Raw genomic sequence first — 14049 nt, forward strand, 5'->3', positions numbered from 1 at the left:
GCGGTTACGGTCGGCCGCCTCGGCGAGGGGATGGGTCCGCAGACTCAGTGGTGCTTGGGCACGCCGAGGGGGTTTCCCTTCGTCTCCTTGACGAGGCTGACGCCGATGAGGGAGATGACGCAGACGATGATGAGGTAGATCGCGATCGACAGGGAGTTGCCGGTCTTCGCGAGCAGGGTCTCGGCGATGGTCGGGGCGAACGCCCCGCCGAGGATCGCGCCGAGCGCATACCCGATCGACACTCCGGAGTAGCGGACCTGCGGCGGGAACATCTCCGCGTACATCGCCGACATCGGGCCGTAGCTGAGCCCCATGCCGACGGTGAGGACGAAGATGCCGATGCCGTACATCCAGATGCTCTTGGAATCGATCATGAGGAACGTCGGGATGAGCCAGAGGATGAGGAGGATGTAGCCGATCTGGAAGGTGCGGACGCGACCGAGTCGGTCGGAGAGCGCCCCGCCCCACATCGTGAAGATCAGCCAGCCGAAGCTCGCGAGCGTCGTCGCGAGCAGCACGGGGGCGCGGTCGAGGCCGACCATGCCGCCCTCGGCGAGGGGGCGGGAGGCGTACGCGGCGAAGAACGCGATGATCATGTAGCCGACGGCGTTGTTGCCGATGAAGATGACCGCGGCGAGCACGACCTCCTTCGTGTTCTTCCGGAACAGGGTGCCGAGCGGAGCCGAGGACTCGGCGCGGCGTTCGGCGAGCTCGGCGAAGACGGGGCTCTCCTCGACCTGCTTGCGGATGTAGTAGCCCACGACGACGAGGACGACGGAGAAGAGGAAGGGGATCCTCCAGCCGAAGCTCGCGAACTGCTCCGGAGTGAGCACGGTGGTGAGGATCCAGATGACGCCGGTCGCGAGGATCATGCCCACGGGGACGCCGATCTGCGGGTAGGCCCCGAAGATGCCGCGCTTGTCGTCGGGGGCGTGTTCGACGGAGAGCAGTGCCGCGCCTCCCCATTCGCCGCCGGCCGAGAAGCCCTGGAGGATGCGCAGCAGGGTGAGGAGGATCGGTGCGGCCACGCCGATCGCCGCGTACGTCGGCAGGAGGCCGATGAGCGAGGTCGCCGCCCCCATGAGGATGAGCGTGAGGACGAGCATCCGCTTGCGTCCGATCCGATCGCCGAGGTGGCCGGCGATGATCGCGCCGAGCGGCCGGAAGAGGAACGAGATGCCCAGCGACGCCCACGCCATGATCTGGCCGAGCGCCGGGTTGTCCGCGGCGAGCGGGCCGAAGTACTGCACCGAGAGGATGAGGCCCGCTGCCTGGGCGTAGATGAAGAAGTCATACCACTCGATCGTGGTGCCGACGAGGGTGCCCGCGAGGACCTTGCGCTCCTCGCGCGTGATCGTCGAGGACGCGGGTGAGGCGGTGGACATGGCTGATCTCTCCATCGAAATCCGAAGTCCGTCAGGTCGACGCTGGGGCGAGTGCGGGTGCTGTGCGGGGAGCGGCTGTGCTCGCCGGCGAGCTTGCGTGGGTGCTCTCCGGCGGGCGGCTGTGCCCGCCGTGTGTCCTCAGGGCGACCTTTGGTGACTGTTTGGTCAGTTAATGCGCTTGATCATAGCCGACGAGGGTGACCCGCGCCACTGGCGGGGCGCGCCGAATGCAGGCGGTCGAATGCACAGTTTCCCTGCGTTCGCTCCGTAGGGTTGTCGTGACCGGTACCGTCACCGAGAGTGTGACCGCGGGCAGTGGAGAGGATGGACAATGGCAACAGCAGTGATCCTGGTGAATGGGATCCCCGCATCGGGCAAGTCAACGCTTGGTGCCGAACTCGCCGAGGCGGCAGGTGTTCCGTTCCTGTCCGTGGACGAAGTGCTCGAACGCCTCGTCGATTCCGTTGACTACCGCTTCCCCAGGGGACCGGTCCATGAGCTGGCGAACACGGTGACATGGCGACTGGCCGCCCTGGTCGACGACACGGTGGTGGTCGAGTCGTTCTGGGCCCGTGAGCGCGATCTCGAGACCGTCAGGGACGGGCTGAGGGTCGCCGGAGCTGAGACGGTGGTCGAGGTGTGGTGCGATGCTCCGGTCGACGAGGCCGTCGAGCGGTACGAGAACCGCGACCGCCACGGCATCCACGAAGACGATCCGAACGACGTGGATCTGTGGCGACGCAGCGCTCCGCTCGCGTTGGGTCCGATCGTGCGAGTCGACACGAGCAGCACTTCCGATGCAGTGTCGGGTCCCGAGGTGCTCGCGCAGGTGCGAGACGCGCTTGGGCTTCCCGTGGCGTAGGGCCCATTGTCGTCGCATTGGAAGCTCTGCGATGGCATTCCGCGGATCAGGGTCGTGATGGCGTCGTGGCAGGCGGGTGCAACCGCCCTCAGCACCCGATGACAATTACCGACCGATTGGTTAGTATATGGACTGATCGGCGAGCCCGGATGCGTCCGGGCCGCAGCAGGACAGCGGCGACGAGGCTGAGCGGCTTCGAGCGACCAACCGACAACGGGAGGCCCCCATGACCGAGACCCTCAGTTCCTACGCGGCCGGTGCCTGGCACACCCCGAGCGAGGCCGCCGACGCGCGCGACGTCCGCGACTCGACGACCGGGGACCTTCTCCACCGGGTCTCCTCGGACGGCATCGACTTCACCGCGGTTGCCGACTTCGCCCGTGAGGTCGGGGGCCGGGAGCTGGGGAAGCTGACGTTCCACCAGCGCGGGGTCATCCTCAAGCAGCTCGGCGCGTACCTCATGGAACGGGCGAAGGACTACCACGAGATCTCCTTCACCACGGGCACGACGAAGCGCGACGCCTTCGTCGACATCGAAGGCGGCATCGGCACTCTCTTCACGTACTCGGGCGTCGCGAGGCGGCAGATGCCGAACTCGACCGTCCTCCTCGACGGCGGGGTCGAGCGCCTGTCGAAGAACGGCACCTTCGTCGGCCGTCACATCCTCACCTCCCGGCAGGGCCTCGCCCTGCAGATCAACGCCTTCAACTTCCCCGTGTGGGGCATGCTCGAGAAGTTCGCCCCGATGTTCACAGCCGGCGTCCCCGTCGTCGTCAAGCCCGCCACCGACTCCGCGCACCTCACCCGCGCCGTCGTCGCCGACATGCTCGCCTCCGGGCTCCTGCCCGAGGGCGCGATCCAGCTCGTCACCGGCGACATCACCCCGCTCTTCGATCTGCTCGCCGAGCAGGACACGATCGCCTTCACCGGGTCAGCCGGCACCGCCCGCCGACTCGCGTCCCTTGACTGCGTGACCGAACGCGGCACCCGCTTCTTCGCCGAGGCGGACTCCCTCAACTTCTCCCTCCTCGGTCCCGATGCCGCCCCCGGCACGCCCGAGTTCGACCTCTTCGTCGACGGCGTCGTCGCCGAGATGACCGTCAAGGCCGGTCAGAAGTGCACCGCGATCCGGCGCACCTTCGTTCCCGCCGAGCACGCCGAGGCCGTCGGGGAGGCCCTGACCGCGAAGCTCGCGACCGTGACCGCTGGCGACCCGCGGGAGAAGTCGACCCGACTCGGCCCGGTCATCTCGACGAAGCAGCGTGATGACGTCCTCGACGCCGTCGACGAGATCATCGCCGGGGGCGCCCACCTGCTCACCGGCGGCCGCGAGGCCTCGGACGATCTCGCGTCCTCCCTCGGCGGGGCGTTCGTCGCCCCGACCGTCCTCCAGGCCGACGATCCGTGGGTCGACGCCGTCCACGACGTCGAGGCCTTCGGTCCCGTGACCACACTCATCACGTACTCGACCCTCGCCGAGGCGGTCGACCTCGCCGCTCGCGGGCGCGGATCCCTCGTCGGTTCGGTCGTCACCCACGATCCGGCGTTCGCCGCGGAGTTCGTCCGCGCTGTCGCTCCCTGGCACGGGCGCATCCTCGTCCTCGACCGCGACGACGCCGAGGAGTCGACGGGGCACGGCTCGCCGCTGCCCACCCTCGTCCACGGCGGACCCGGCCGGGCCGGAGGCGGAGAGGAGATGGGCGGTCTGCGGGGCATCACACACTTCATGCAGCGCACCGCGATCCAGGCCTCTCCGGACATGCTCACCGCGATCGGCGGGGAGTGGGTCGCGGGAGCCGAGCGCCACCTCGGCGAGCATCCGTTCACGAAGTCTCTGGCCGATCTCAAGATCGGGGATGCCCTGGAGTCGGAGTGGCGCGAGGTCACCCTCGAGGACATCGCGCACTTCGCCGAGTTCACCGGTGACACGTTCTACGCCCACACCGACGAGGAGGCGGCTGCGGCGAACCCGTTCTTCCCCGGCCGCGTCGCCCACGGGTACCTCATCGTCTCCTTCGCCGCAGGACTCTTCGTCCAGCCGGATCCCGGGCCGGTGCTCGCGAACTACGGCCTCGAGGGGCTGCGCTTCGTCACGCCCGTCTCGCCCGGTGACAAGCTCAAGGTGACGCTCACCGCGAAGCGCATCACCCCGCGCGAGACCGACGAGTACGGCGAGGTCCGCTGGGACGCCGAGGTCGTCAACCAGGACGGCGAACCCGTCGCGAACTACGACGTCCTCACCCTCGTCGCCAAGGAGTGAGGGGGCGCTGACTCCTCGAGTCGAGGACGTGCGGTGTCGATTCTGTTGAGCATTATCGACACTGAGCGTCCTCGACTCGCTGCGTCGGTGGTCAGCCCAGTCAGGGGCGCGAGCCCTCCGGGGCGGGCACGGCCGGGTTCCGGATTCCCACCAGCGAGACGAGCCCGCCGGCGATGAGGAGCACGGACACGAAGACGGCGGCGCGGTAGAAGCCGCTGAGGTCGAGGGTGCCGCCGACGACCGTGCCGACGAGCGCGATGGCGATGAGCCCTGCGACGCGGGAGATCGCATTGTTCACGGCGCTGGCGATCCCGCTGCGCTCCTCCTCGATCGCGCCGAGGATCGTCGCCGTCAGCGGTGAGACGGTCGCGGCGAGCCCGAGGCCGAAGACGATCATCGCCGGCAGCACCTGCCACCAGTAGTTGAAGTCCTCCCTGACGAGGAGGAGCATGAGCGACCCGAGACCCATGAGGATCGGTCCGACGCCCATGAACAGCCGCGGGCCCCAGCTGCCGGCCAGGCGCCCGGCGGTGGAGCTGAAGAGGATCATCATGATCGTCGTCGGCAGGCTCGCGAGACCGGCGATCGTCGCGGACAGCCCCGCCTGCTCCTGCAGGTAGATGGCGAGGACGAAGCCGTTGAGCGAGAGCGCCCCGTACATGAGCGTCGTCGTGATGTTGCCGACCCAGAAGTTCCGCGCGCGGAACAGGTCGAGCGGAAGGATCGGGTCGCTCACCCGCTTCTGCCGGAGCAGGAAGAGGACGAAGAGGACGGCCCCGCCGAGGAGGGTGATGGGGATCGCCGGATGCCCCCATCCCAGCCGCGGCTGTTCGATGAGGCCGAAGACGAGTCCGCCGAGTCCGAGGATGGAGAGGACCGCGCCGAGGATGTCGATGTGCCGCTCCGTCTGCCGGGGAGGATCGGGCACCGCGCGCAGCAGCCACAGGGTGACGGCGATGGGGACGACGTTGATGAGGAACGCGAACCGCCAGCTCGCGAAGTCGACGAGGACGCCGCCGATGAGCGGACCGACGATCATCGCGCCCGTCGTCAGCGCGGTCCACGTGCCGATGGCCTTGCTACGGGCGGCTCCGGAGTAGTGGGCGCTGATGAGCGCGAGCGAGCTCGGCACGAGGAAGGCTCCCGCGGCTCCCTGGAGCATGCGGGCGATGATGAGGGTGAGCGGGTCGGGGGCGACGGTGATGATCACCGAGGCGATGCCGAATCCGATGAGGCCGATGCGCATGACGAGGCTGCGGCCGTAGGCGTCGCTGATGGAGCCGGCGACGAGCATGATGGCGCCGAGGGTGATGAAGTAGCCGTCGACGACCCACTGCTGGGTGACGAGTCCGCCGCCGAGCTCGCGGTCGATCGCGGGCAGGGCGACGTTGACGATCGTGCCGTCGAGGAACGCCACGAAGGAGGCGAGCACGGCAATCCAGAGGATCCGAGAAGTCACCCTGTCAGAGTACGCCGGAAACGACCGTGATCAGCGCTGTCGGCGGCCCCGATTGCTCGAGGGCGATTGACGGTCCTATTCGGCGAGGCCGTTGAAGGCCATCGCGGTGACCGCCTCGGCGATGGTCTCGGGGTCGACGGGATAGCCCGGGCGGTACCACTCGGTGATCGAGTTGACCATGCCGAAGAGGAGGCGGGTGACGAGGCCCGGCGGGAAGTCGGCGCGGACGCCGCCCTCCTCGATCGCCGCGGTGACGAGGGCGCGGATCTTCATGTCGATCTGCCGCCGCTGCTCGAGCGCATCGCGTTCGACCGCGGAGTTCCCGCGCACCCGCAGGAGCAGGGTGACCGAGTGGTGGTATTCGATGAGGATGAGCACGCTCGAGTGGACGGCGTGGCGCAGGCGTTCGAGGGCGCTGAGATCCTGCCGGTGGGACTCGGACTCCACCGCCGAGGCGAGAGCGTCGGTGCCGCGGTTGATCGCCAGCCGCAGCAGCTCCTCCTTCGACTTCACATGGTGGTAGATCGCCGATTTCGTGATCCCGAGCTCGCGGGCGACTGTGTCCATCGACGTGCCGTCGTAGCCGCGGGAGACGAAGACCTCGGTGGCCTTGTTGATGAGCGTCTCCCGGTCGTAGCCGGGCCGACCGCGGCGGGTCCGCTTCGGCTCCGACCCGACCCCCGCCTCGGCGGCGGATCCGGACCCAGCTCCCGCCTCGGCGAGGTCACCGGTGACGGACTCCGTCGCGGTCGACGGAGTCTGTGCAGGTGACGGGCTCTTGGACATGGGAATCAGTCTAATCAGCGGAAGCCGGCGGTGCCGCGATCCGAGTCACAGCGGACCTAGCGGATGTTCTCGCGACGGTCGATGATGCGCTTGAGCTTGCCGACCGAGCGCGGCAGCGAACCGGGGTCCTTGATGTCGACGGTCGAGGAGACGCCGAGGCGCTCCTTGATCCGGGCGGCGACGCGGCGGTCGAGGCCCTCGCGTTCGACGGCGCCGACGTTCTCGCGGCACTCGACCTCGACGGTGACCTCGTCCATCCGCCCTGGGCGGGTGAGGACGAGCTGGAAGTGGGGGCTCAAGTGCTCGAACTCGAAGAGGACGGATTCGACGTTGGCGGGGTAGACGTTGACGCCGCGGATGATGATGAGGTCGTCGGAGCGGCCGGTGATGCGCGAGATGCGGCGGAAGTTCGGGTGCGCGGTGCCGGGCAGGAGGCTCGCGAGGTCGTGGGTGCGGTAGCGGATGATCGGCAGCGCCTCCTTCGTCAGCGAGGTGAAGACGAGTTCGCCCTCCTCGCCGTCGGGGAGCACCTCGCCGGTGAAGGGGTCGACGATCTCGGGGTAGAAGTGGTCCTCCCAGATCGTCGGGCCGTCCTTGGTCTCGGCGGATTCGCATGCGACGCCGGGGCCCATGACCTCGGAGAGGCCGTAGATGTCGACGGCGTCGATCGCGAAGGACCGCTCGATCTCCCGGCGCATCTCGTCCGTCCACGGTTCGGCGCCGCAGATGGCGACCTTGAGGCTCGTCGAGGTCGGGTCGATGCCCTGCTTGTGGAACTCGTCGAGGATCGTGAGCAGGTAGGTCGGGGTGGCCGTGATGATGTCGGGCTTGAAGTCCTGGATGAGCTGGACCTGGCGCTCGGTCTGGCCGCCGGAGATCGGGACGACGGTGAAGCCGTGGCGTTCGGCGCCGTGGACGCCGAGACCGCCGGTGAACAGGCCGTAGCCGTAGGCGTTGTGGAGCATCTGCCCCGGCTTTCCGCCGGCGCCGAGGATCGAGCGTTTGATGAGTCGGCTCCACACGTCGAGGTCGTTCTGCGTGTACCCGACGACGGTGGGCAGGCCGGTCGTGCCGGAGGAGGCGTGGATGCGCGCGACGTCCTCACGCGGGACGGCGAAGAGTCCGAACGGGTAGTTGTCCCGCAGGTCCTGCTTGTTCGTGAACGGCAGCTTCGCGATGTCGTCGGGGCTGGTGATGTCGGCGGGGGTGATGCCGAGGTCGTCGAAGGCCTTCCGGTAGTGCGGCACCTTCTCGTACACGGCGGCCACCGTGGTCTTGAGGTTGGCGAGCTGATCGGCGCGCAGCTCGTCGAGGCACATCGTCGGACCGGCGTCGCTGTCGGTCGTGGTCATCATCGTCTCCTTGGGAATCCGTGCAGGTGAGGTGTCGAGTCAGGAAGCGCCGAGGTGGGGGCGCGACGCGGGAGACGCCGGGTGAGCGTGGTCCGCGGTGAGGGTCAGGAGGTGGCCGGCTTCGGTGCCGGTAGGGTGCGGGAGCGTCCGCGGTAGACCGCGACGATCTCGTCGCCGCGCTTGACCTCGACGTCGTAGATGCCCGAGCGGCCCTGCTTGACGATCTCGCGGCCGTGGGCGACGAGTTCGTCGCCGACGCGGGTCGGCTTGAGGAAGGTGATGTCCCCGCCCGAGGCGACGGTGACCGAACCCGGATAGTTGCACGCCATCGCGAACGTCGTGTCGGCGAAGAGGAAGATGTAGCCGCCGTGGGTGATCTCGTGGCCGTTGGCCATGATGTCGGTGACCGTCATCGAGCACTGCGCCCAGCCGGGGCCGTGATCGTCGAGGGTGATGCCGAGGTGCTGGGAGGCGCGGTCGTTCGCGTACATCGCGGCCGCGCCGGTATGTGCTTCGTTCCCGATGCCGGGGGCGACGGAGGCAGAGGAGGGAGTCGCCGTGGGATCGGCATGGGTGTTTTGTGAGGGAGCCGCGCCGGAACTGGTGTCCGTCGTCGTTGTGGTCGTCTCTCCCATGTCAGGTTCCTCCTCGCACCGATGCGATGCACTGCCTCCGTCGCCCGATCCGACGTGCGACACGGGATCGGAATAAACGACCATCTGGTCAATAAATATCGTTGTGATCGGCGTCTCTGTCAAGTCGGAGGGCCGGGAGGGGGGAGGCCGGGTCTACTTCTCGAAACTGCTCGGGAGCGGGAACTTCTCGTTGAGGAACCAGCTCATCATCGCATCGAGGTGCTCTTGCGCCTCCGGTGAGGAATCGGTGTCGTTGAGGCAGAGGACGTCGAGGTTGCGTCGGCGGAGAAGGCGCCGCATGTACAGTTCGGCATCGGGTCGTGAGATGTCCATGTAGGCGTAGCGAATGGACGAGTCGATGGCTTTGCCCTGCGCGTAGGCGTGGAAATGGTAGAGCGCCGAGGTGATCGAATAGTCATCGGGATGACGGAACTTCGAGCGTGCGACGTGGTCGAACAGGTCCTGATGCGTCGCCTCGAAATCTTCCATGACTGACCTCACCTGTGGGTGAGGCGTGTGCTTGAACTTGTTGGCCACCCGTCGGCCGTGTTCGTCGAGCATGAACTGTCTTCCTCGTTTGGCAGCCGAGAGGACTGGCATGTCTCGGGCGCTCGGGTCGTCGAGGTCGAGAGGTGCCGTCGACGGGAAGAAACGGGAGAGTCCGCTTCCGGTGAAGAAGAGTTCGGGGCTGGTCGGGCGCATGAAGAACAGGTCGTCGTTCATGTAGAGGTAGTTCTCGCTCAGCCCGGGGATGTGGTGGAGTTGAGACTCGATCGCATGCGAGTTGAAGACAGGCAGATTGTCGGTGTCGGTGAAGATGTCTCTGTGGTCGATGACCGTGATCTTGGGGTGATCGACGTTGAGCCACTCGGGGACCTGAGCGTCGGTGACGAGGTAGATGTGGTTGACCCAACTGGCGTAGGCTTCGACCGATCGCAGAGAGTAGCGAAGCTCCTGCCGGTCGGCGAAGCGCGACTCGGAAACCGCGGTGTCGTTGATCTGCTCGCCACGCATCTCAGCTTCGGCGCGTGACTTCTTCGCCCGCCACAGAGGGTCCGAGCCGTCGACCCACGTGTAGACGAGGTCGACCGGTCCCGCGACGGCGTAGAGGTCAGGGGCATCGGGCAGCACGGTGCGATTGTCATTTGCCAATGACGCCTCCCAGGTCTCGGGAGTGAAGTACTCGACCAGTGTGCGGGGCTGTCTCGCGATGCGGTGAAGGGTTCCCGGGATGTGCGTCGACCCGTCCACGCGTGCCCGTCGGGGTCCCAGGTCCGCCCACGCTTCGATGATGACGCCCTCGAAGCCGGTGCTGAGGATGCGGCCGCTCGGGGCGACCACGCGACGGTGGCAGATGATCATCGCGACGGAGAACGGATCGTCACGCTGGCGGCGACGACTCCCACTCGCCCACGACCGATACCGCCGGAACTGTGTCCATCCGTCCTGAGGATCCAGAGCCGACAATGCCTGCTGGGCGCGCCGAATCTGCGACTGCGGAATGACCAGTCGTGAGCGATCGCGGGCGCGTCGGGGGAGTTCGACGAAATCGATGCCCGCCTCGGCGAGGACGGTGCGCACTGTGCGCAGATTGTCTTCTTGTGCTGCGATCGAATCGTGCGTTCGAGTCGCCACCACTTTCGGTTCCTTGGCCAACCCCGGTCGAAGTACGGTTCGCATGCGGCGCTGCAGATCTGTCTCACCATGGCGCACCTCTGACAGCCAGAGCTTCTGCTGGTCGGTGAGCATGGTCGCTGCTTTGCGGCGGTACTGTCTGGCGCGCGCCTTCATCGTTGCTCGACGACCGTTCACCGTCCGTACCTCCGCACGTTATTCTTCATTCACCCACATTTTAGAGCGAAGCAATCTTTTCACCGCGGATCGGCGCGGTCAAAACCAGAAGTAGTTGAAGATTGTCTTCGGAATTGAGAATTCGAGGCGTCGGCCGATCCATTTAGGGAAAGGTGTCTTGGTTTTTATGGGGCGCGGATTTTCGGGCTCGGGCGTTTGCGGAGTCTCGGATTCTCAGGAGCCTCACGAACCCATCCTCGGTGGCGACGACCGTCTTCCCGCCCCGGGGCGGCGGTGAAACGCGTGATGGGAGAGGTGGGTTCGGACATTGGCGACGGTCGACCACTCGTCGAGTCGGCTGTGCCGTCGTGGCTTCGGGTGCCCGCATCGCCGGCGGCAGGCTGGGGGATCGGCGGCACCGCTTGGGCGAGGTCTCGCTTGGGGCTGTTCGAAGGCCCGCTCGGGGTTCAGGTCAGTCGCCCTGTCCCGATATTGCACCTCGGCGTGGGGTATGCCACACTGGTGAAGAACATTACAGAACAAACGGTCAGTAAATGATCGAACGGTTCCGGCGGCCTGTGATGACGGAGCGCATCCCGTCCGCCGCACCAGCAGTGCCGCACCCGGATCACGGGTCGGGCGCGTGACGAGGAAGGGCGCACCCAGGGGGTGGAGTGGTCATGACAACGGAAGTCAACGAAACGCAGCTCGAGGCGCAGTTCGCCGACACGATCGAGGCCAAGGACCGGATCGAACCGCGCGACTGGATGCCCGAGCCCTACCGCAAGACGCTCATCCGCCAGGTCGCCCAGCACGCGCACTCGGAGATCATCGGCATGCAGCCCGAGGGCAACTGGATCTCCCGCGCGCCCTCCCTGCGGCGCAAGGCGATCCTGCTCGCGAAGGTCCAGGACGAAGCGGGTCACGGCCTCTACCTCTACTCGGCAGCCGAGACGCTCGGAGCCAGCCGCAACGAACTCACCGAGAAGCTCATCGCCGGCAAGCAGAAGTACTCCTCGATCTTCAACTACCCGACCCTGTCCTACACCGATGTCGGCACGATCGGCTGGCTCGTCGACGGCGCGGCGATTTGCAACCAGGTGCCCCTGTGCCGGACCTCCTTCGGCCCCTACGGGCGCGCGATGATCCGCATCTGCAAGGAGGAGTCCTTCCACCAGCGCCAGGGCTACGAGCTGCTCATGACGATGATGCGCGGCACCGACGAGCAGCGGGCGATGGTCCAGGAATCGGTCAACCGCTTCTGGTGGCCGGCCCTGATGATGTTCGGACCCCCCGACGACGATTCGCCGAACACCGCACAGTCGATGGAGTGGGGCATCAAGACCCACACGAACGACGAGCTGCGCCAGAAGTTCGTCGACATGTCGATCCCGCAGGCCGAGGCGCTCGGCGTGACGTTCCCCGACGAGAACCTCAAGTGGAACGAGGAGCGCGGACACTACGACTTCTCGACCCCCGACTGGGACGAGTTCTGGGCCGTCGTCAAGGGCAACGGCCCCTGCAACGAACAGCGCATCGCCCACCGCAAGCGCGCGTGGGACGAGGGTGCGTGGGTGCGCGATGCCGCGCTCGCCTTCGCCGAGAAGTCCGCCCAGGCCGCGGCAGACGCCCAGTTCGCCGCAACCGCCGACACCACCGCCGAGGAGGCCGCAGAATGACCGAGTCCACCCCGGCCACCGGAGGGACGACCCCGACCGTGCGCGGCGAATGGCCCCTCTACGAGGTCTTCGTCCGCGGCAAGCGCGGCCTCAACCACGTCCACGTCGGCTCGCTCCACGCCCCCGACGACCAGCTCGCGATCCGCCACGCCCGCGACGTCTACACGCGCCGCAACGAAGGTGTGAGCATCTGGGTCGTGCGCTCATCGGACATCACCGCCTCGAGCCCCGACGAGAAGGACCCGATGTTCGCCCCGAGCGGCGACAAGGTCTACCGTCACCCGACCTTCTACGACATCCCCGACGATGTCCCGCACATGTGAGGGAAGAGCATCACATGACGACTCCCAACGCCGCCTCGGCGAACGAATCCAACGCCCCTGAGGTCCACGAGCCCACGGCAGAACACGACGAGCACGAGAACGCCTACTCGGGCCTCCTCGTCAACGACGCCCATTGGGCCTTCGGCACGGACTTCGAGGACCCGCTCGCCGGGGTCGACACGACCGTGCCCGACGGCGTCGACCCGTCTGAGCTCGCCCAGTACTGCCTCATGCTCGGCGACGATGCGCTCGTCTTCTCCCAGCGGATCTCCGAATGGTGCTCCAACGCCCCTGACCTCGAAGAGGACATCGCGCTCGCGAACATCTCCCTCGACCTCCTCGGCCAGGCCCGCCTCCTCCTCGCCCGCGCCGCCGCAGCCGACCCCGCCCTCGTCCCGCAGCTGCCGGAGGGATCACCGGTGCCCGACGAGGACCGGCTCGCCTTCTTCCGCGAGGACATGGACTTCCGCAACGTCCGCCTCGCCGAGGTCCCCAACGGCGACTTCGCCGAGGCGGTCGCGAAGATCCTCATCTACTCGACCTGGCGCCTCGCCCTCTTCGAACGCCTCACCGCCAGCCGCGACTCCGTGCTCTCCGCGATTGCCGCCAAGGGCGTCAAGGAGATGTCCTACCACCGCGACTTCGCCGGCCGCTGGGTCGTCACGCTCGCCCAGGGCACCGAGGAGTCCCGTGCTCGCCTGCTCACCGCACTGAGCGGCCTGTGGCCGCTGTGGTCCGAGCTCTTCGAGACCCACCCGGTCGAAGCCTCGGTGGCCGAAGCCGGCATCGGCGTCGACCCCGCCGAGGTGGCCGACGAGGCCGGTGTCATCCTCGACCAGGTCTTCGCCGCCGCCGGCGTCGACCGCCCGGAGGCGGGAGCACTCGCCGGGGTCCGCGGCAAGAAGGGCCGTGACGGGCTCCACACCGAGGCGCTGTCCCGCATGCTCGCCGAGATGCAGGTCGTCGCCCGCGCCCACCCGCAGGGCCAGTGGTGATGAACGCGACCCTGGAATCCCCCGCCGAGGCGGTCGACCGGGCCCGTGCCGCCGCCGCCCGGGTCACCGACCCGGAGATGCCGATGCTCACGCTCGTCGACCTCGGCGTGCTTCGGGACGTCACGCTCGAAGACGACCACGTCGTCGCGACGATCACCCCGACGTATTCGGGCTGCCCGGCGATGGCGACGATGCGCGATGACCTCCAGCGCGAACTCGAGGACGCAGGATTCCCCGACGCGGAGATCCGCGTCTCCCTCACCCCGGCATGGTCGAGCGACTGGATCACCGCGGAGGGCCGGGAGGCGCTTGCCGAGGCCGGCATCTCCCCGCCCGGCCAGGCGCCGCGCCGGCAGGGACCCGTCGCGCTCACGCTCATGCCCACCCGCCGCGCGATCGTGTGCACCCTGTGCGGATCGGGCAACGTGGCGCTCACCTCGGAGTTCGGTCCCACCGCCTGCAAGGCGATGTACCAGTGCCGGGACTGCCTCGAACCGTTCGAACACGTGAAGGAGATCTGAG

Annotated in this window: 12 protein-coding genes; 6 read left to right on the forward strand and 6 right to left on the reverse strand. The window is 67.4% G+C overall.

Features of this window, described 5'->3' with window-relative positions; translation table 11 throughout:
* Positions 1-44 precede the first annotated feature (44 nt).
* Positions 45-1385, reverse strand: coding sequence for an MFS transporter (locus B2W79_RS08990; protein WP_201671825.1), 1341 nt, complete (start codon positions 1383-1385; stop codon positions 45-47).
* Between the two features lie 331 nt (positions 1386-1716).
* Here B2W79_RS08990 and B2W79_RS08995 point away from each other — a divergent pair, with 331 nt between their 5' ends.
* Both B2W79_RS08995 and paaZ read left to right on the forward strand, forming a co-directional pair.
* Positions 1717-2247: an AAA family ATPase gene (locus B2W79_RS08995; protein WP_201671824.1), complete on the forward strand. Its 531-nt coding sequence runs from the start codon at positions 1717-1719 to the stop codon at positions 2245-2247.
* A 226-nt stretch (positions 2248-2473) separates the two neighbouring features.
* Positions 2474-4507, forward strand: coding sequence for a phenylacetic acid degradation bifunctional protein PaaZ (gene paaZ / locus B2W79_RS09000; RefSeq protein ID WP_259800921.1), 2034 nt, complete (start codon positions 2474-2476; stop codon positions 4505-4507).
* Between the two features lie 100 nt (positions 4508-4607).
* Here the strand turns inward: paaZ and B2W79_RS09005 are convergent, their stop codons facing one another.
* The 5 genes from B2W79_RS09005 to B2W79_RS09025 all read right to left on the reverse strand — a co-directional run bounded on the left by B2W79_RS09005 (position 4608) and on the right by B2W79_RS09025 (position 10488).
* Positions 4608-5966 (reverse strand): MFS transporter, encoded by a 1359-nt coding sequence (locus tag B2W79_RS09005; protein ID WP_201671822.1) that lies wholly within the window; start codon positions 5964-5966, stop codon positions 4608-4610.
* Between the two features lie 75 nt (positions 5967-6041).
* Positions 6042-6752 (reverse strand): TetR/AcrR family transcriptional regulator, encoded by a 711-nt coding sequence (locus B2W79_RS09010; RefSeq protein WP_201671821.1) that lies wholly within the window; start codon positions 6750-6752, stop codon positions 6042-6044.
* A 56-nt stretch (positions 6753-6808) separates the two neighbouring features.
* Complete coding sequence (gene paaK, locus B2W79_RS09015) at positions 6809-8104, reverse strand: phenylacetate--CoA ligase PaaK (protein WP_179952602.1); 1296 nt, start codon at positions 8102-8104, stop codon at positions 6809-6811.
* Between the two features lie 104 nt (positions 8105-8208).
* Positions 8209-8739, reverse strand: coding sequence for a hydroxyphenylacetyl-CoA thioesterase PaaI (gene paaI, locus B2W79_RS09020; RefSeq protein ID WP_308443558.1), 531 nt, complete (start codon positions 8737-8739; stop codon positions 8209-8211).
* A 153-nt stretch (positions 8740-8892) separates the two neighbouring features.
* On the reverse strand, positions 8893-10488 hold the full coding sequence (locus B2W79_RS09025; protein ID WP_292788755.1) for a stealth family protein: 1596 nt from the start codon (positions 10486-10488) through the stop codon (positions 8893-8895).
* A gap of 722 nt (positions 10489-11210) precedes the next feature.
* Here B2W79_RS09025 and paaA point away from each other — a divergent pair.
* The 4 genes from paaA to paaD are packed head-to-tail and all read left to right on the forward strand — an operon-like array spanning position 11211 to position 14048.
* On the forward strand, positions 11211-12209 hold the full coding sequence (gene paaA / locus B2W79_RS09030; RefSeq protein WP_292788757.1) for a 1,2-phenylacetyl-CoA epoxidase subunit PaaA: 999 nt from the start codon (positions 11211-11213) through the stop codon (positions 12207-12209).
* Positions 12206-12532, forward strand: a complete 327-nt coding sequence (paaB, locus tag B2W79_RS09035) for a 1,2-phenylacetyl-CoA epoxidase subunit PaaB (RefSeq protein WP_101624274.1) — start codon at positions 12206-12208, stop codon at positions 12530-12532. Before paaA ends, paaB begins: the two co-directional genes overlap by 4 nt.
* A gap of 14 nt (positions 12533-12546) precedes the next feature.
* Positions 12547-13527 (forward strand): 1,2-phenylacetyl-CoA epoxidase subunit PaaC, encoded by a 981-nt coding sequence (gene paaC / locus B2W79_RS09040; protein ID WP_131248204.1) that lies wholly within the window; start codon positions 12547-12549, stop codon positions 13525-13527.
* A complete protein-coding gene (paaD, locus tag B2W79_RS09045) occupies positions 13527-14048 on the forward strand; it encodes a 1,2-phenylacetyl-CoA epoxidase subunit PaaD (RefSeq protein WP_101624276.1) in 522 nt (173 codons plus the stop codon). Before paaC ends, paaD begins: the two co-directional genes overlap by 1 nt.
* The last annotated feature ends 1 nt before the right edge of the window (position 14049 follow it).

The sequence above is a fragment of the Microbacterium sp. UBA7513 genome (genome assembly GCF_002478345.1).
GTDB lineage: Bacteria > Actinomycetota > Actinomycetes > Actinomycetales > Microbacteriaceae > Microbacterium.

Coding starts and splice junctions, on each gene's coding strand:
- B2W79_RS09010 (WP_201671821.1), bottom strand. CDS start 6,752: ATGTCCAAGAGCCCGTCACCTGCACAGACTCCGTCGACCGCGACGGAG.
- paaB (WP_101624274.1), top strand. CDS start 12,206: ATGACCGAGTCCACCCCGGCCACCGGAGGGACGACCCCGACCGTGCGC.
- paaD (WP_101624276.1), top strand. CDS start 13,527: ATGAACGCGACCCTGGAATCCCCCGCCGAGGCGGTCGACCGGGCCCGT.
- B2W79_RS09025 (WP_292788755.1), bottom strand. CDS start 10,488: ATGCTCACCGACCAGCAGAAGCTCTGGCTGTCAGAGGTGCGCCATGGT.
- B2W79_RS08995 (WP_201671824.1), top strand. CDS start 1,717: ATGGCAACAGCAGTGATCCTGGTGAATGGGATCCCCGCATCGGGCAAG.
- paaZ (WP_259800921.1), top strand. CDS start 2,474: ATGACCGAGACCCTCAGTTCCTACGCGGCCGGTGCCTGGCACACCCCG.
- paaI (WP_308443558.1), bottom strand. CDS start 8,739: ATGGGAGAGACGACCACAACGACGACGGACACCAGTTCCGGCGCGGCT.
- paaK (WP_179952602.1), bottom strand. CDS start 8,104: ATGACCACGACCGACAGCGACGCCGGTCCGACGATGTGCCTCGACGAG.
- paaA (WP_292788757.1), top strand. CDS start 11,211: ATGACAACGGAAGTCAACGAAACGCAGCTCGAGGCGCAGTTCGCCGAC.
- B2W79_RS08990 (WP_201671825.1), bottom strand. CDS start 1,385: ATGTCCACCGCCTCACCCGCGTCCTCGACGATCACGCGCGAGGAGCGC.
- paaC (WP_131248204.1), top strand. CDS start 12,547: ATGACGACTCCCAACGCCGCCTCGGCGAACGAATCCAACGCCCCTGAG.